This is a genomic window from Paenibacillus violae, assembly GCF_032461945.1.
GTDB classification, from domain to species: Bacteria; Bacillota; Bacilli; order Paenibacillales; family NBRC-103111; genus Paenibacillus_E; species Paenibacillus_E violae.
The window spans coordinates 905729-923483 of sequence record NZ_JAWCUD010000002.1 but is presented as its reverse complement, the minus strand read 5'-3'; the positions used below and the strand labels follow the sequence as shown (position 1 = coordinate 923483).

Here is a 17755-nt window from a genome sequence, read left to right as displayed (position 1 = left end):
TATGCGAATTTTACACACGGGTGACTGGCATTTTGGCCGAACGTTGGAAGGACGAAGCCGTCTGGAGGAGCAATCCGCTTTTGTGGATGAGCTGGTAGGTATTGTACAAGACCAAGAGATTGACTTGGTCTTAATCGCCGGTGACGTCTATGACAGTGTGAATCCTCCGGCAGCTGCGGAACAGCTTTTTTATGAGAGTATGGCACGTCTCGCCGATGGCGGTAAACGTCATGTAGCCATCATCGCAGGCAACCATGACCATCCGGATCGCGTTGCTGCAGCTGCACCACTTGCGGGCAAACAAAACATCACTTTAATCGGCTTGCCTGTTCCTGATATCCAATCCATAGGAATCCCTCGAACCGGGGAGCTGGCTCGTCTTATTGCACTGCCGTATCCATCGGAGTCGCGTCTCAAGGAGCTGCTCTCAGACGTAGCGGAGGAGGAAGCGCTGCGGAGCAAGTATTCCGAACGAGTGGGGGCGCTTATTCGTAAACAGGCCGCTGCTTTTGAAGCGGGGACGGTTAATTTGATCATGAGTCACCTCTACGTGCTCGGAGGCCTCGAAACCGAATCGGAACGACCGATTCAAGTGGGCGGCGCGTATACCGTAGATACACCAGCGCTGACAGCAGGGGCGCAATATGTGGCGCTAGGTCATTTGCATCGGCCGCAAAATGTAAAAGCAGCTTCGCCTATCCGTTATTGCGGATCGCCAATTGCCTATAGCTTCTCGGAAGCCGGACAAGCCAAATCCGTAACCGTGCTCGATCTGCAGCCTGGACAGGCGGCTGAGCCGAAGGAAATTTTTCTGACCTCTGGACGTCCGCTCGTCAGTTGGAAAGCTAAAGAGGGGATTGGGCAAGTTCACCAATGGTTGGAAGAGAAACGGGATGCTTCCGCATGGATCGACTTGGAGATCAACATGACGGAAGCGATGTCAATCGAACAAATTCAATCGCTACGCAAAGCGTATGACGGTTTCATACACATTCGGCCGATTTATCCGGAGATGGAGGCTGTCAGGGCAGCAGCGCCGAAGGCGGATTTGTCCATGGAGGAGCACTTCACACGCTTCTACTCCCGGCAAACCGGAGGCGCCCAGCCAGAGCCGGAGCTGATTCGGCTGTTCTTGGAGCTGCTGGAGGAAAAGGAACAACTAGGAGGACCTGAATATGCGTCCAATTGAGCTGCAAATGTCCGGGCTCCAAAGCTATCGGGAACTGCAAACGATTGATTTTAACCAGCTGGTAGGAGCGGGTGTGTTCGGTATTTTTGGACCGACAGGGAGTGGGAAATCATCCATTCTCGATGCCATCACGTTATCTTTGTACGGTAAAGTCGAGCGGGCCAGCGGCGGCACGCAAGCGATCATGAATCATGCGGAGCAGACGCTGTTCGTCTCTTTCACTTTTGAGCTCACGAATGCAGCGGGTACAGAACGTTATCGGGTAGAGCGACAATTCAAACGTGGCACGGAAATGTCCATTAACGGAACGATCGCCAGATTATTGCATTTGCAGGACAAGGAAACGATTGTACTTGCGGACAAAGCGGGTGAAGTCAATCAGAAAGTGTTGCATATTCTGGGGTTGTCTATGCAGGATTTTACGAGAGCCGTCGTGCTGCCGCAAGGGAAATTCGCGGAGTTTCTGACGCTGACAGGCAAAGATCGCAGACAAATGCTGCAAAGGCTTTTCCATCTCGAACAATACGGGGATCAGTTGAGCGCCAAAGTAAGCTCCAAAGTGAAAGAAACGGATAGCCTGGTGAAACAGCTGGCGGCCGAACAGATAGGCTTAGGCGACGCCTCGGAGCAAGCGCTGCAAGCAGCGAATGAGCGGCTTCAAGAAGCTGAACGTGAAGCGGTGAGGAGCCGCCTGCATTTGAGTGAACAGGAAAAGTGTTACGAGGAGCACAAGCAGATTTATCACTGGCAGCAAGAGCAAACTGTGTTTGAATCGGAAGCGCAAAAATTGCAGGAACTAGAGCCGCAAATACGCGAGAAAGAGCTTCTCTTGGGATATGCGGAGAGAGCGGAGAAAGTTAAGCCTTATTTGGAACAGCATGTGTTAGCTGTCAAGGATGTACAAAGCGGCCAATCGAAGCTGGAGGCTGCGAAAGTGAGCCAACAAGCATCAGAGGCAGCGTACCAACAAGCGACGGAACGATATGAGCAAGCTCAGCAAGAGCTTTCGTTGAAGGAAGGTCCTCTGTTATTGCGGTTAGACCAATTGCAGCAGGCTCTTGTTATTCAGCAGGAGCTGGATCAAGTTGGCCAGCAAGTAAACCTTGCCCAGCAGCAAGAAAATGAAGTGAAAACAACGTTAGCTGCGCTGCAAATGGATCTTAAGAAGAGCAACGAGACGAAGCAGAAGGCGATTTTGAAACAAACGGAACTGAAGGAACAACTCAAGTTGGCAGAGACCAATACGGCGACTACTCAGCTGTTACATAAAGCGCTTCAGGAGAAAAAGGCGATTGAACAGCTCCAGCAGCAGAAGGAAGACGCTCAAAAGGCGTTCGAAGAGCGAGTTCGTTCACACGCTGCGATTGAGCATGATCAATTGCAAGTAGCAGATAAGCGGAAAGCCATGATGGACAGGCTGCACATATGGATCCAACGTTCAAGTGAAGTGAGCTCGGAGGGGCAGCAGCAGAATGCTTCTTCTCATGCCTTTATTCCTGTTTTGCAAGACGAGCTGGTGCAGATGAAGCAGCGTTGGAAAAGGCAAGAACGTCATGCGCTGGCGGCTATATTGGCAGGTGAGCTAACGGATGGAGAACATTGTCCTGTGTGCGGAGCAACCGAGCATCCTTCCAAGCACATACCATCGGCAGAAACGGAAAATGGAGAAGACATCGAGTTGCAGCTTCAACAAGGGGAAGCGCTGCTTCAACGGGTTAAGGAGCGATTATATACCCATGAGCAGCGTTTGAATCGAATGACAGCTGTTATGCAGCAAGCTGTTGAATTGGCGTCGCAACCATCACGATCTCCGCTGGCTGACCACGAAGTTGGGCAAGTATGGAAGGAAGCGGCGGCAGCTCTGGAAGGAGCTGTCTCTCTCCGTGTGGCTGAGTCACATGAAGGAACTGGACTCCCTGGCTTGGAACATCGATGGATGGAAATGGAAAAAGAATGGGAAGCGATTATCTCCCGTGCCGATGAACTCGAAAAGTCGCTTCAAGTTTTATCCAAAGAGTATAGTGCGCTAGAACAACAGACTGTGCAAACCGCCGCGCAGCAGCAAGCAGCTGCGAGTCTATTAACTGAAGCGGAAACTAGACTGACTGCTGTCCAAACCACAATGAACGAACAATTGAAGCAGTGGCAGGTTAGATATTCTGAGCTTTCTTGGGAAGAGATTGACCGGCAACTGGAACAACTGCTGGCCAAAGAAAGGCTAGCTGAGGAGCTTCGCGCACGCATCGAGAAAAGCGTCCCCTTTCTGGATGAGCTGATCGTGAAGATTGAGGAGCTTCAGCGTGCCGTCGTTGAGCAGGATCGGACCGCCCTGCAGCTGCACGAGCGCCTGCAGGGCCTTGCGCAGCTCGCCGCCGACAAGTCGCGGCAGCTCGCGCAGCGCGCGCCCGGCGCGGCTGTGCCGCAGCTCATCGCGGAGGCGACCTCCGCGTTGGAGCAGCTGCGCCTCGCCGCGCAGCAAACCAAGCTCGCGCACGCTGCCGCTCAGCGCGAGCAGTCCCTGGCGGCGCAGCGCTACAGCGCCGCCGCCGAAGCCGCTGCCGCTGCCGCGCGGCAGCTGGCACAGGCGGAGCGCGCGCTGAGCGGCGCGCTCGCGGAGAACGGCTTCGCGTCGCGCGAAGCCGCCGAAGCTGCGGCGCTGGCGCCTGAGCAGCGCCGCCAGTGGGCGCAGCTCGCGGCGGAGCACCGCGAGCGCGAGCAGGCGCTGCGCGCCCAGCTGGCGCAGCTGGCAGCGAAGCTGCAGGGCCGCTCGCTGAGCGTGGACGCGTGGGCGCAGACGCAGGCGCTGCTGAGCGCCGCGAAGGCCGCTGCGGAGGCTGCGCTGGAGTCGCGGGCCAAGGCGGTCCAAGGCGCCAGCGAGCTAGCGGCGCGGCACGCGCGTTGGTGCGAGCTCGAAGCGCAGCGCGCGGAGCAGGCGAAGCAGCTGGAACGGCTTGGCAAGCTGCAAGCCGTGCTGAAGGCGAACGCCTTCGTCGAGTATTTGGCCGAAGAGCAGCTGATGCAGGTCAGCCGCGCTGCTTCTGAGCGGCTGGGTGAATTGACGCGACGACGGTATGCGATTGAAGTCGACTCAGGCGGCGGGTTTGTCATCCGTGATGATGCCAATGGAGGTGTCAAGCGCCCGGTTAGCACACTGTCTGGCGGCGAAACCTTCCTGACTTCGTTAGCCCTGGCGCTTGCGCTCTCTGCGCAAATTCAGCTCAAAGGCGAATATCCGTTGGAATTCTTCTTCCTTGACGAAGGCTTCGGTACTTTGGATCAGGAATTGCTGGATATGGTCATTGGCGCTTTGGAAAAACTTCATATGGACAGCTTGGCGGTTGGCGTCATTTCTCACGTGCCGGAGCTGCGAGCTCGTCTAGCCCGCAAATTAATTGTTCAACCGGCGGAGCCGTCCGGGCGTGGAAGCCGTATTGTGCTTGAGGAGCAATAGCGCACAAGCTTTCACGATATGCCTTTTTTAGCCTCCTTTCCTATACCGTAGGTAAAATCATCAAGCCGATTCGTACAAGTTGGCATACACTGCTACATCTTTTACGAAGAGGAGAATGGTGAATGGCTACTTTTCATGAGGCTTTGAAACATAAGAATAGAATTTCACCTGTTTTGTTGAAGCGTGCGGAAGTTGTTGCAGTTGGCGTTGGTTATATGGACCCAAGCAAGCCTGCGCTAGGTTCAGGTGTCATCGTGTACACCCAGAAGAAAATCGTTCCCTCTAGTATGAACAGCCTCAAAGGCACGCTTGCCAAAGCGGGTTCGTCAGTACCTATTCGTTTTGTTTCTGCTGGCGAATTCAAACGGCATGTAGCAGCTCCAAAACCGAAAGCAGCGAAAATAGGCGGCTATCAAGGTAAACATCGTCCTGTTCCCGGTGGTGTAAGCTTGGGGAAAGTGGATCCGGATTCTACAGGAACAGGCGGCCTTATCGTAACGAAGAACAATCAGCTGTATATTTTGAGCAATAACCATGTACTGGTCAAAAATAACACATCAGCGTCAGTCACAACCGTACAACCTGGTCCCGCGGACGGCGGTCAAGCGCCAGCAGATACGCTTGGAAGGCTTTTTGAGTTCACCAAATTAATCCCTAACGGTGTCAATTTCCAGGATTCTGCGCTTGCAAAACCAACTTCGAACAGCTTGCTGAATCCAAGATATTTAATCCGTGCATCCGGTCGGCTGATTACAGTGCCAGGTCATGTGAACACTTACCCCGTCGGGTTGCAATTGATGAAGTCAGGCCGTACAAGCGGATTTGTCAGAGGAACGATTGAAGCTAATCATGCTGACGTGCGCGTGACTTATGGAGGGACACTTGGCGTTCTGACATTCCGTAATCAATTGGTCATTCGCGGTACTAGAGGACCAGTTTCCCTTCCGGGGGATTCCGGATCGGTATGGCTGCGTTCCAGTGACAACTTTGCTGCGGGGCTTAATTTCGCCGGGAGTGATAATGGCATGCTTTCCATTAGTAACCCGATCGATGTCGTCATGTCCCGCTATGGGGTGAGGACGGCTGTTCCTGCGGCCAAAGGCACATTCAAAGCAGGCGTAATTAGAGGACATGCGGCTCGAGGAAGTCGTACTCTCGTGAAGCCTCTTTCTGTAGGACAACGCAAACGTATTCGCGCTGTGCGCGCTATTTCGAAGTAAGACAGAGCTGGAAAGGATGCAAGTCCTTTCCGGTTCTTTTTTTTCTGATAGTGCTACTTTCCGGTCATGTGTACGTATGAAGTATAGGCATGACATTTACCAGAAGGCTGAAGGGAGTCATTTTTTCTTGAAAAAATTATATAAAAGAATCAGCATCATGTCGCTCGTTGTTGGCGTATTGGCTGCCAGTTTGGCTAGCTCGCCTGCGCCTGTGCATGCAGATATCGTATGGGATCACTGGCAGAAAGCGGAAGCGCTGGTTGCCGGCGGCAATGAGGCGGAGGCTGTCACGCACTGGCAGTTTCTTGCGGATCACTACGCGAGCTCCGGTGAATGGGAGAATGCAGCGCTTTTTTACGGGAAATTAGCTTCCTATTTCGATGTCACCGGAGATTATGAACAAGCCATTCCTGATTACGAGCTGGAAAATGAGTATTGGGTCAAAGCGGGCCGAGATTGGGGAGCCGTTAAGCTGCAGCGTGCGGATCAAATTCGGACAACTGTTGAGCTATATAGACAGGAGCGCGATCAGTCCGCTATTCGGGAGCTAACAGTACCTCCAAACGGCAAATTGGCCAAGTTTGAACCTGCCTTCGGTACATATCTGGGGATGTATGCGGAACAGGATCCCAAAGTGGGCAACACCTTTTCGAAGACGGAATCTGTATACGGTAAAAAGCACGCAATTTATTTGGCCTATGCGCATTGGGGGCAAAACTTTCCGGCTATGTACGCGAAAAGAGCCAAGGATGCAGGCGGCGCGCTGCAGATCGCTTGGGAGCCTGATGATGGTTTGGACCCGGTAGCGGATGGCGCGTATCTGCGCAAATGGGCGCAGGATGCGAAAGCCGCGGGTATCCCGATCTTTTTGCGTTTTGCGGGCGAAATGAATGGCGCTTGGGTCAAATGGCACGGGAACCCCGCTCAATATATAGCGAAATTCCGCATGCTGCATGATGTATTTGCGGCTGAGGCGCCGAATGTGGCGATGGTATGGAGCCCTGGGGACGTTCCTGCGAATGATATCGATCCCTATTATCCGGGCGACGACTATGTCGACTGGGTGGGCGTCAGTTTATATATTGAGCCTTACGAAAACGGGGACCCGTCGCTGCCTTCCATGTTAGCTACAAGCAATGTAGAGAGACTGACAAGGCTCTACAATACGTACTCTGATCGCAAGCCGTTAATGCTTAGTGAAACGGGAGTTCCGCACTACCAGCACACGGCTGGAGAAGATTTTACGGAATGGGCGAAGCTGAATTTACAGCGGCTATATGAAATTATGCCCTACAAATATCCAAGGTTAAAAGCAATTACTTACTTTAATGTGAATCAGGGAATGAATAATGCCAAAAACGATTACTCCCTGTCCAGTTCCTCAGATGTTCAAAATTACTATTCCAAACTGATTGCAAATCCCTATTTGCTCTCGAAAGTGAGCGATTCCGCTCAGCCAGCAGATGGGGTTGGGTATGTACCGGTCGATGCGGATCATCAGTCCTTTACGAAGAAAAACAAATTCGTACCTTTTATCAAGATACCCGAGGTTTACATCGGGAAAGTCGAATATATCCTCAATGGACGAGTCATTGCTGCTCAGACTGAACTGCCCTATGGATTGGAAATGCGTGCTGGAGAAGTTCCTGAAGGTTCTGTTCTTCAAATCCGTGTGTTGAACAAAGCAGGTAAGCAAGTCTCCCTGCGTACTTTTGGCATATCGTCTCAGGTGTCTGTCGAAATTGACGGAAAAGATCAGGTTTTTGAGCAGGCTCCTGCCATCGTAAATGGATCTACGCTAACACCTCTTCGCGCCATCTTTGAAGCCATGGGTGCGAAAGTGGAGTACGAAGCGGCGACAAGAACAGTGAACGCCAAAAAAGGAAACACAACTGTACGCTTAACGCTGGATCAGAAAACGGTATATGTGAACGGTAAAGCCGTTCAGCTGGAAGAGCCCGCGCGGCTTGTAAACGGCTATACACTTGCTCCAGCCAGATTCGTGGGAGAAACATTTGGCGGCAAAGTGGCTTGGGATGGAAGCAGTCGAACCGTTACGATTTCAACCAAATAGAATCCAGTAACAAAAACGGCTCCAGCTTTGACTTAACGTCAGTGCTGGAGCCGTTTTTCATATCAAGTCTTATACACTTTGAAGAGCTTGCTCTACTTCTTGAACAACCGCTAGGGCAGCTGTGCGTGCGCTTGAGAATGCGCGTTCTGCGAGTTCCCCTTTGCCCGTACAACCGTCTCCGCAGAAGTAGAAAGGTACATTTTCCACCCGAATAGGGAGGAGATGGTTCGTTGAAATGTTTTTCACGCTGGATACCATCGCTTTCTTGGACACCCTTTTCACCGCGGTGAAATCGCGCCAGCCCGGGTAATGCTTATCGAACAAAGCTTCCATCTGCGTATTTTTATTGTCGAGATAGGATTTGCGTTGTTCGTCACTTTCGAATTGATCGCTCAAGTAGGCGATACCCTGCAGCAATTGTCCGCCTTCCGGCACTAACGTGTGATCCGTTGCGGAAACATCGCTGATAAAGAGCTTGTTGTCCATGTCGCTAATATAGCTGAACGGTCTTGCAACCACCTTGCTAAGTCCTACGTCGTATACCATAACTTCAGTTGCCGTATTGGACTCATATGGCGCCAAGAATGGTTCCCAAGCGGTACCTTTCAACAACTTAACGACTTGCTGTACCGGCATGGCGAAAATCACTTTATCAAAAGCTTCTTCGCGGTTTTTCGTTTGAAGAACGAATTTCCGATCTGCATAACGCAAGCTTTCCACGCCTTCTTGAATGGCGATTTCCCATCTGCCTGAAGTAGTGAGCTTTTGCTTAAGTTGGTTGGTGATGACGGCCCAGCTTCCAAGTATATAGTTAACCGGTTTTGAAGAAAGGAACAGGTTGTGGTAGTACTCGCTGATCACTGCGCCGGATACATTGCGCGCATCTTCAGGGGTGATGAAGAAGTTGGAGCAAACGAGATGTTCCCACAGTTCTTTGACATCCTCGTCCGCATTGGATTCTGCCAGATAATCAGCTAAAGTAGCATAATTCTTCAGATTATGGATGTTTGCAATAATGGCGGCAATTTCACCGACGAATCGGACTTTTTGCGCTGTGCTAAGCAAATCCGTTTTGAGGAGGTTGATGGCATCTAGCGGAGCGGTAGTCAGTTGATTATGCTTCGCATAAACGACCTTTCGTTTATCAACTTGCTTGGATGAGAAAGACAAACCCAATTCTCGCTCCATGTTCGTGATGGTATGACGATCTATTCCATAAATGGCATGCGCGCCGTAGTTAAGTGTGAATCCTGCTTTTTCATAAGTAAATGCACGACCGCCAAGCTGCGGACTGCGCTCAAAAAGGATACCTTCAATATGCGGATTCTCCGATAAATAAGCGGCCGCGGTTAATCCGGCTAGGCCTCCACCAATAATAGCTACTTTCATTTTGTGTTCCTCCTTGGGGACTGGTTCTAGCTGCAGCGGTGCGTTAGGCTCGCTTACACGAATGCCCACCCACATCCAAGCTAAGTTGTTTTTCATCATATCGACTAAATCAGAATGCTCCTGGTTGCACCAAGTTCGAATTGTGCCGTTATACATGCACACGAGCAGTTCTACTTTTTTTGGTTCAGGCAGCCAATGCAGCAAGCTCTCAGAGAGTACATTCAGCTGACGCTGTTCCTCCGTTTTTACGGTTTCATTTTGTAAGGATAAGGCTTGTAAACTACGGATGAGAAGTGGTGAAACGCGAATATTAGACGCTAAGTCTAAAAATAGGCGGTTGATATGCCCTTCAAGCGACTGCACCTTGGAAGGAGTCATTTTCACCCATTCCTGAATCAGTTGGATTTGTTTGCTGTAAAGGTCAGCGATGATGGCGTCTTTACTTTTAAAATAATGGTAAAAAGTGCCTTTGGACGTTCCGGTTGCTGCGATAATGTCATCAACAGACACGTTCTCGTAACCTTTTTCCATAAACATCGATAAGGCGACGTCCATCATGACATCACGCTTTTTGCGGGTGGTTGCCCTCATGAATTGGCTCATCCGCTCACTCCATTCCAACTATCGATTTATTCCTATTATATGCAAAATTAGACCGATAGTCTACAAGTGAATTGACCGATGTATAAATTGTTTGTAGGAAAAAATAATCTAAATGATTGTTTACCGTGTGATGGTGATATCCGTAGTCTATACTTCTTATTAGAACGACATGAGAGGATGAATTTAACACTTGATGAAAGAAGAATTAGGCTGGAATTTATTTTTTGAAAAAGCATTCGAACCTTATCTGGAAGAAGGATACCAAGCAGGACGTGTATCCTTGGAACATAAACATATGTACCGCGTTCAAACGGAATCCGGTGAAGCACTGGCAGAGGTTTCAGGGAAGATGCGCCATCTCGCCGTTCGCCGAGAAGACTACCCCGCTGTAGGCGATTGGGTTGTTGTCTCTGTGCGTGAAGAGGAACAACGAGCAACCATCCATGCTGTTCTGCCGCGTAAGAGTAAGTTTTCCCGGAAAGTTGCCGGTCAAGTCACGGAGGAGCAAATTGTCGCTACTAACATAGATACTGTATTTCTGGTTACTGCGTTAAATCTTGATTTTAATGTTCGGCGTATAGAGCGGTATTTAGTGCTCGCCTGGGAAAGCGGGGCTAATCCCGTTATTGTCCTTAGTAAAGCGGACTTATGCGAAGATCCGGAAGCATTGGCGGCAGAGGTAGCGGCAGTTGCGGTAGGCGTACCTATTCATATCATCAGTTCTGCTGAAAACAGAGGACTTGAAGAATTGGCTGCTTATGTAACACTCGGTCAAACAGTCGCGCTGCTCGGATCTTCAGGTGTAGGCAAATCTACCTTAGTGAACCGTATTTACGGCAAAGAAATTTTAGAAACCGGAGATATTCGTGAAGGCGATGACAAAGGGAAGCATACGACGACTCACCGTGAATTGATAACGCTGCCTGGGGGAGGAATCCTTATCGACACGCCCGGCATGCGTGAGTTGCAGCTTTGGGATGCGTCCGAGGGTTTGAGCACTTCCTTTCAAGACATTGAAGAGCTGGCAGAGCAGTGTTACTTCCAAGATTGCAGACATGAGAATGAACCCAAATGTGCTGTGAAAGGCGCTTTGGAGGATGGCACACTTCCGCAAGAACGATTTTCTAACTATGTAAAATTGCAGAAGGAGCTCGCTTATTTGGCGCGCAAAGAAGATAAAGGTCTTCAAGCAGCTGAGAAAGCGAAATGGAAGAAGATCCATCAGTCTTTAAAAAGCCAGATCAACCGCTAAGATGTTTTTGCAAATCCTTCATGTGAGCAAAGTAGCCTTTTGCCTAGAGCTGAATATGCTGTAGAAAAAAGGAGGCATGAGCCCATGAAACATCCTGAAATTCATGAGATTTGCAAAAAACATATGTACCGTTATGTCAGTGTAACGATGACGAACGGTGCTGTTTATGATGGCATTGTCGAAAATGTGGATGATGACAATTTATACTTAGCTGTGCCAATCGGCGGTATGGATCATGAACAAATGAGAGCGTTCCTGCCTTACGGAGGTTATCCGTTTCCGTATTATGGCTACCCGTACCCTGGTTACGGATATGGATTTGGACGCCGGAGATTTGCAAGGCAAGTACTGCCATTAGCCGGCTTACTAGCTTTATCACTACTTCCATATTACTAATAGAAATCCAAATTTTATCGAGAAATCTCGTCTTGCAGCTGCGGGGTTTCTTTTTTTTGCTATTGTTCCTTGTAATAGGACGGAATGGGTTGGATTTTTTCACGCGTTTCCGATAAAATTAAACGTATAGATGTTTAAGAAAGTGGAGGGACTAGCCCATTTATGAGTGATTGTATTTTTTGCAAAATTGTTGCGGGGGAACTACCCTCAAAAAAGGTATTTGAGAATGAGGATATTCTAGCATTTCATGACATTCAACCTGCCGCCCCGATCCATGTGCTTATTATTCCTAAGAAACACATCGCCTCACTAGCGGATGCCCAAGCGGAAGACTGGTCTACTATTGGGCAAATGCAAGCGGCCGCAGCGCAAGTTGCTAGAGAACTAGACGTTGAAGAGTCAGGTTATCGAGTCATCACAAATGTCGGTGCAAATGCGGGACAAATTGTTCACCATATCCATTATCACTTGATGGGCGGGGCGCGTTTAGCTCCTCTGGGAGTTCATAATTAGGATCAACTTTTTGGAAACCTAACTATTCGATTGACACCCTAATTACTATCACCTATAATGAGATTTGATGAACCGTTTGATCCTAGATGGTCTGTTCGGAGGGAGGGAAATCTGTTGTCAGAAACTCGAGTTCGTAAGAACGAAACTATAGATGCTGCACTTCGTCGCTTTAAGCGTTCCATCGCTAAGGATGGCATTCTAGCAGAAGTTAAGAAACGTAAACATTATGACAAGCCTAGCGTTAAGCGTAAGCTTAAATCTGAGGCTGCTCGCAAGAGAAAGTTCTAGGAGGCAATATGAGCTTAAGCGATCGATTGAACGAAGATATGAAGCAAGCGATGAAGAGTCAGGACAAGTTCAAACTCTCTGTAATTCGAATGGTTAGATCAACAATTAAGAATTCTGAGATTGATCTGAAAAGATCCTTAGATGACAATGAAGTGCTTGACGTACTAACTCGTGAAATCAAGCAGCGTAAGGATTCCCTCCAAGAATTTACGAAGGCCGGCAGAGATGATCTGGCCGAGAACCTGCAGGCGGAACTTGTCATTCTAGCTGAGTACATGCCGCAACAGCTTTCTGAGGAAGAAGTGAAAGCCATTGTACAGCAGACCATCCAGCAAATTGGTGCTTCTTCCAAAGCGGATATGGGCAAAGTGATGACGGCATTGATGCCACAGGTTAAAGGGCGCGCTGATGGTAAACTTATAAATCAGTTGGTCCAACAATTATTGGGATAATACTTAATTATGTTTGAATGACAAGACCGAGCGGATATAATATCCTCTCGGTCTTTTTATTTTCCTGCAAAATGAAACAGTTTGTTGGGTAAGACGTACATATTAATGATAAGGAACAATCAGGAAAGGAGTGGAAGATGATGTTTGCAGAAAACTTATCGGCCTTTCTGACCCATCCCATTACTGCGACCGTGTTATTGATGGTCGGTATTATTGGAATCGCTTTAGAGCTTCTTTTTTTCAGCAGCGGTTTGCTTGCGTTAGCGGGCGTAGCTGGTTTTGCTCTTTATTTTCTTGGGTTTTATTTGGCGGGATTTGCCGGGTTCGGTGACTTGGCCGTGTTTGGCATTGGCTTAGTGCTTCTTATTTTGGAACTGGTCGTTCCAAGTTTCGGGATTCTTAGTGTGCTGGGTGCCATATGCCTATTTGGCGGAGTGCTGCTCGCTTCTTCGAACCCTATGGATGCCGCGGTCATGCTGGGAATCGCGTTATTGGTAGCCATTGTTGTCATTGCCTATGCCATTAAAACTTTTAAACACCGCGGGGTGTGGAATCGATTTATTTTGAAGGAGCAGCTGACAACGGACAAGGGCTTTACGTCCAGCTCGGACAGAACGCATTTAATAGGGCTTACAGGGCAATCGGTAACGCCATTGCGGCCGGCTGGCACAGCGATCATTCAGGGAGAACGCGTTGATGTCGTGACGGACGGGAGCTTTATTTCGAATGCCAAGGAAATTATCGTTGTAGACGTTGAAGGGGCTCGTGTTGTTGTGAAAGAGATTGAAACTAAGCAGGCTAATCATCTTTAGGAGGAAAAATGAATGAATATTGAACCAGGGTTATATTTAGTACTGCTCGCGGCTATCATCATTATTGCGCTTTCGATACTGCTCAGTGTTGTTCCGGTCATGTTGTGGATTTCAGCCCTAGCATCAGGAGTGCGGATTAGCATTATTACTTTAATTGCTATGAGACTGCGTCGAGTTACACCAAGCAGAATCGTGAACCCGATGATTAAAGCGACCAAAGCCGGTCTTGATTTAAGCATCAATCAGTTGGAGAGTCACTTCCTTGCCGGCGGTAATGTCGACAGAGTCGTGAACGCCCTGATTGCCGCCCACAGGGCCAAAATCCATTTGGAATTTGAACGTGCGGCAGCAATCGATTTGGCAGGCCGCGATGTGCTGCAAGCCGTACAGATGAGTGTCAATCCGCGTGTCATTGAAACTCCGAACGTTTCAGCTGTTGCCAAGAACGGGATTGAAGTCAAGGTTATTGCCAGAGTGACGGTACGCGCTAATATCGAGCGTTTAGTCGGTGGCGCCGGGGAAGAAACCATCATTGCCCGCGTCGGCGAGGGGATTGTCACCACGGTTGGTTCCAGCGATTCACATAAAGACGTTCTCGAGAATCCGGATCTCATTTCCCGAACGGTTCTTGGCAAAGGGTTGGATGCCGGAACGGCTTTTGAAATTTTGTCTATCGATATTGCAGACGTAGATGTCGGGAAAAACATCGGTGCACATCTGCAAACGGAACAAGCGGAAGCTGACAAGCGTATCGCTCAAGCGAAAGCCGAGGAAAGACGGGCCATGGCGGTTGCGGCTGAGCAGGAGATGAAAGCTAAGGTCGTAGAGATGCGTGCAAAAGTAGTCGAATCGGAGTCGCAGGTGCCTCTTGCGATGTCAGAAGCACTGCGCAGCGGCAAACTCGGCGTAATGGACTATATGAATCTCAAAAATATTGACGCAGACACTCAAATGCGCTCAACACTCGGTAAAATTAACGACGGTAAGAGCGAGAAAGACTCCTAGGCATGAGGTGATTGCGTGGAACAGCTCATTGAATTTCTATTTAAACATTGGTATTTGGTTATTATTGCGATTACCTTCTTGTATCAACTACAGAACAAAGGGCGCCGAGCGAGTCAAAAAGGGCAGAGAATGGGCATGCCGACATTTGGGGAGTCCCCTGGTCAAGCTCGGCGGCGTTCTGAGGCCAGGGAACTGGAGCGGAAAGTTAATGCTCCAACTGAGCCTCCGGGAGGCTTACGAGACGAACTCCGTCGTCCTAGCGCGTCGCATAACGCAGCATCTAATCCGAAGACGAAAGTTTCTCCTTTTAGTTCCCCTAAGCAATCGGATTTAGGGGGCTCGTCCGTTTATGAAGGCGATCTTACAGCGCCAACTCCATTTCCAGAGTCACCTAATCAAGATCAGCTTCTGCAAGGTGTTGTGTGGGCTGAAATTCTGGGTCCTCCACGGTCGAAAAAGTCTTATCGAAGATAGCAGCCAAAGAAGCAGGCACCTCTCTCGAACAATCGGGAAAGGTGCTTTTTGTTTTCCAGTTTTTTCACATAAATCCGGTGCAAACCGCATAATTTGGTAGAAAGCTATGCGACTTTTCTGTCGTTATGATCATCCAGTTAGAGGGGGTAGTGCCCAGCTATGCGTCGCTTGAGCCGCAAATGGAACCAGTTCACGGCCAAAATTCTGGATCTTCCCCAGGATGTGGTGCAGGACTTGCCGCGAATCACGATGATCGGCAACGTGCAGCTTTATGTGGAGAATCACCGGGGCGTACTCCATTTTTCCAGTGAAAACTTAAAGCTTGAGTTAACGAAAGGGACGCTTGAAGTGTTCGGTAAAAACTTGGTCATTCGAGCGATTCTCTCGGAGGAAGTTTTTATTGAAGGCTTGATCGACGATGTCAGATACATGCCATAGATGAAAGACGGGGAAGGGGTGCTGGGTTATGAAACAATCAATGTTCATTGCCCGTTTGCGCGGGTATGTGCGCATTCAAATTCGGGGAAATGGATGTGAAAAGCTGATTAATCCCATGATGGAGAAGGCGTTCTCCATATGGGATATTAAAGCTGCCGAAGATGGCAAGCTCGAGCTTAATATCCTGATTAAAGATTTCTTCAAGCTTAAGCCGCTTCTCAAACGGACAGGCTGCCGGGTGCATGTCCTAGAGCGGTACGGGCTTCCTTTTTTTATGGAGAGATTGGGGCGCAGAAAGGTCTTTCTGGGCGGGATAGCTGCATTTATTATCGGGTTATACGTATTAACCTCGCTTGTCTGGCAAATCACCGTGGAGGGCAATGACCGCATCTCGGAAGCGGAAATTCTACAGGCAGCCTCCAAACAAGGCATACATATGTATCAGTGGAAATTCCGGCTGAAAAAGGCGGAGGATTTGTCGCGAGAGATACAGGGTATGCTGCCTGGAACGGCATGGGTTGGCGTAGAAATACGTGGGACGCATATCACGATTAAAGTGGTGGAAGCAACGATACCTGAAAAGCAGGATCTTAAGAATCCACGCAATCTCGTTGCCGCTAAAAACGCGCTTGTGACAGAGATTTTATCGGAGAAAGGCAAACCAATGGTAAAGCCCAATACGTATGTGAAAAAAGGGGACGTGCTTATTTCGGGCACGATTGGAGATGAGCAGAATAGCCAAGTGGTCGTTGCTAGCGGCAAGGTAAGAGGTATCGTTTGGTATACCTCCCGAATTGAGTCCCCGCTTACGAAAACTTATAAAGCATATACAGGAGAGGCAACTACTCGCAATTATCTCGTATTCGGTACAAGAGCTTTACAAGTTAGCGGCTATGGAAATTTGGGTTATGAGCATTTTGAAACGATTCCGGAACGCAAAACATTGGCCTGGCGCTCTTTTACATTGCCTATCGGTTGGTTGCATGAAAAGGTCATGGAGGTTGAAGTCGTACAAGAGCCCATTGATCCCGCAATCGCTAAAAAGACAGGCCTGGAGCAGGCTAGAGCGAAGTTGCTCAGCGCTACAGGGCCAGATGCTAGACTCGTAGGTGAAAAAATTTTGCATGAAAAATCAGAGAATGGTAAAATTTATATAGACGTGCATTTTGAAGTCGAAGAGAATATCGCCGAAGAACAACCAATTGTCATACGAGGAGAATGAGACCTGTTGGTAGAAAACGCACAATCCGTAAAACTAACATTGAAAAACCCGACCGAAGGGCTGGCATTGTTTGGTCCCCAGGACAAATTTCTGCATGTAATTGAAAGAGAGATTAACGCGCAAATTTTTACGCGTGAAGCCGAAATAACGATTCAAGGTCCGGCTGCGGAAGTGAATTCGCTTCAGCAGCTTTTTGAAGTTCTTCTGCAGCTCATCCGCAATAACTACACGTTGACAGAGCGGGATGTGCTGTATGCCGTTGAGCTCGCTAAGCAGATGAAAGCGGATCAATTGCTGGATTTGTTCAAAGGAGAGATTACGACAACGCACCGCGGTAAACCAATTCGCGTCAAAACGATTGGACAGCGGAAATACGTAGAGACGATCAAGAAGAAAGATATCGTTTTTGGAATTGGACCTGCCGGTACAGGCAAAACCTATTTGGCTGTCGTACTCGCCGTTACGCGTCTGAAAGAAGGCGCTGTCAAAAGAATTATTTTAACGCGGCCGGCGGTTGAAGCAGGGGAAAGTCTGGGCTTTTTACCCGGCGATCTACAGGAAAAAGTTGACCCCTATTTGCGCCCATTGTATGATGCTCTTAATGATGTCTTGGGACCTGATCAGGTAGCGAAGTCTTTAGAGCGCGGTCTGATCGAGATTGCTCCGCTAGCGTATATGCGCGGGAGAACCTTGGACGATTCATTTATTATTCTAGATGAAGCCCAAAATACGACACCTGAACAAATGAAAATGTTTCTAACACGGCTCGGTTTTGGATCCAAAATGGTCATTACCGGTGACGTGACGCAAATCGATTTGCCGCGCGGCAAGTCATCAGGACTTGTAGAAGCTGCTCGAATTCTTGATGGGATTGAGGAGCTTGGCTTTATTTACTTTGATGAGCAGGACGTTGTGAGACATTCACTCGTTCAGAAGATCATTGTGGCCTACAATGCTGAGAAGGATAAGTAACTGTG

At 49.0% G+C, this 17755-nt stretch carries 16 protein-coding genes; 15 read left to right on the top strand and 1 reads right to left on the bottom strand.

Translation table 11 applies throughout. The features are described 5' to 3' along the window. Position 1 precedes the first annotated feature (1 nt). The 4 genes from RQP52_RS11345 to RQP52_RS11330 all read left to right on the top strand — a co-directional run bounded on the left by RQP52_RS11345 (position 2) and on the right by RQP52_RS11330 (position 7934). Positions 2-1189: an exonuclease SbcCD subunit D gene (locus RQP52_RS11345; protein WP_315951466.1), complete on the top strand. Its 1188-nt coding sequence runs from the start codon at positions 2-4 to the stop codon at positions 1187-1189. Next, positions 1176-4640 carry an SMC family ATPase gene (locus tag RQP52_RS11340; protein WP_315951465.1) on the top strand — a complete coding sequence of 1155 codons (3465 nt, stop codon included), beginning with the start codon at positions 1176-1178 and terminating at the stop codon, positions 4638-4640. Before RQP52_RS11345 ends, RQP52_RS11340 begins: the two co-directional genes overlap by 14 nt. A 122-nt stretch (positions 4641-4762) precedes the next feature. Next, entirely contained in the window at positions 4763-5860 is a 1098-nt protein-coding gene (locus RQP52_RS11335) for a chymotrypsin family serine protease (protein ID WP_315951464.1), read from the top strand. A gap of 127 nt (positions 5861-5987) precedes the next feature. Then, positions 5988-7934: a stalk domain-containing protein gene (locus RQP52_RS11330; protein WP_315951463.1), complete on the top strand. Its 1947-nt coding sequence runs from the start codon at positions 5988-5990 to the stop codon at positions 7932-7934. Positions 7935-8003: 69 nt separating this feature from the next. Here the strand turns inward: RQP52_RS11330 and RQP52_RS11325 are convergent, their stop codons facing one another. After that, complete coding sequence (locus RQP52_RS11325; protein ID WP_315951462.1) at positions 8004-9926, bottom strand: FAD-dependent oxidoreductase; 1923 nt, start codon at positions 9924-9926, stop codon at positions 8004-8006. 193 nt (positions 9927-10119) lie between these two features. On the opposite strand from RQP52_RS11325, the gene rsgA reads away from it, so the two are divergent. The 11 genes from rsgA (at position 10120) to RQP52_RS11270 (ending at position 17750) form a co-directional block, all read left to right on the top strand. After that, entirely contained in the window at positions 10120-11178 is a 1059-nt protein-coding gene (gene rsgA, locus RQP52_RS11320; RefSeq protein ID WP_315951461.1) for a ribosome small subunit-dependent GTPase A, read from the top strand. 84 nt (positions 11179-11262) lie between these two features. Next, complete coding sequence (locus RQP52_RS11315; protein ID WP_157321668.1) at positions 11263-11574, top strand: hypothetical protein; 312 nt, start codon at positions 11263-11265, stop codon at positions 11572-11574. A gap of 162 nt (positions 11575-11736) precedes the next feature. Then, entirely contained in the window at positions 11737-12087 is a 351-nt protein-coding gene (locus RQP52_RS11310; protein WP_315951460.1) for a histidine triad nucleotide-binding protein, read from the top strand. A 114-nt stretch (positions 12088-12201) separates the two neighbouring features. Further along, complete coding sequence (gene rpsU, locus RQP52_RS11305; protein WP_029195880.1) at positions 12202-12375, top strand: 30S ribosomal protein S21; 174 nt, start codon at positions 12202-12204, stop codon at positions 12373-12375. Positions 12376-12383: 8 nt separating this feature from the next. Further along, positions 12384-12827 carry a GatB/YqeY domain-containing protein gene (locus tag RQP52_RS11300; protein WP_127451853.1) on the top strand — a complete coding sequence of 148 codons (444 nt, stop codon included), beginning with the start codon at positions 12384-12386 and terminating at the stop codon, positions 12825-12827. A gap of 140 nt (positions 12828-12967) precedes the next feature. Beyond that, a complete protein-coding gene (locus RQP52_RS11295) occupies positions 12968-13639 on the top strand; it encodes an NfeD family protein (RefSeq protein WP_315951456.1) in 672 nt (223 codons plus the stop codon). Between the two features lie 12 nt (positions 13640-13651). Next, positions 13652-14644, top strand: coding sequence for a flotillin-like protein FloA (gene floA, locus RQP52_RS11290; RefSeq protein ID WP_157321664.1), 993 nt, complete (start codon positions 13652-13654; stop codon positions 14642-14644). Between the two features lie 15 nt (positions 14645-14659). Then, a complete protein-coding gene (locus RQP52_RS11285; protein WP_315951455.1) occupies positions 14660-15118 on the top strand; it encodes a hypothetical protein in 459 nt (152 codons plus the stop codon). A 159-nt stretch (positions 15119-15277) separates the two neighbouring features. Next, a complete protein-coding gene (gene yqfC / locus RQP52_RS11280) occupies positions 15278-15556 on the top strand; it encodes a sporulation protein YqfC (protein WP_157321660.1) in 279 nt (92 codons plus the stop codon). A 28-nt stretch (positions 15557-15584) separates the two neighbouring features. Beyond that, the gene (yqfD, locus tag RQP52_RS11275) at positions 15585-16778 is read left to right on the top strand and encodes a sporulation protein YqfD (protein WP_315951454.1); all 1194 of its coding nucleotides are present in this window, start codon (positions 15585-15587) and stop codon (positions 16776-16778) included. Positions 16779-16784: 6 nt separating this feature from the next. Beyond that, positions 16785-17750, top strand: a complete 966-nt coding sequence (locus tag RQP52_RS11270) for a PhoH family protein (protein ID WP_315951453.1) — start codon at positions 16785-16787, stop codon at positions 17748-17750. The last annotated feature ends 5 nt before the right edge of the window (positions 17751-17755 follow it).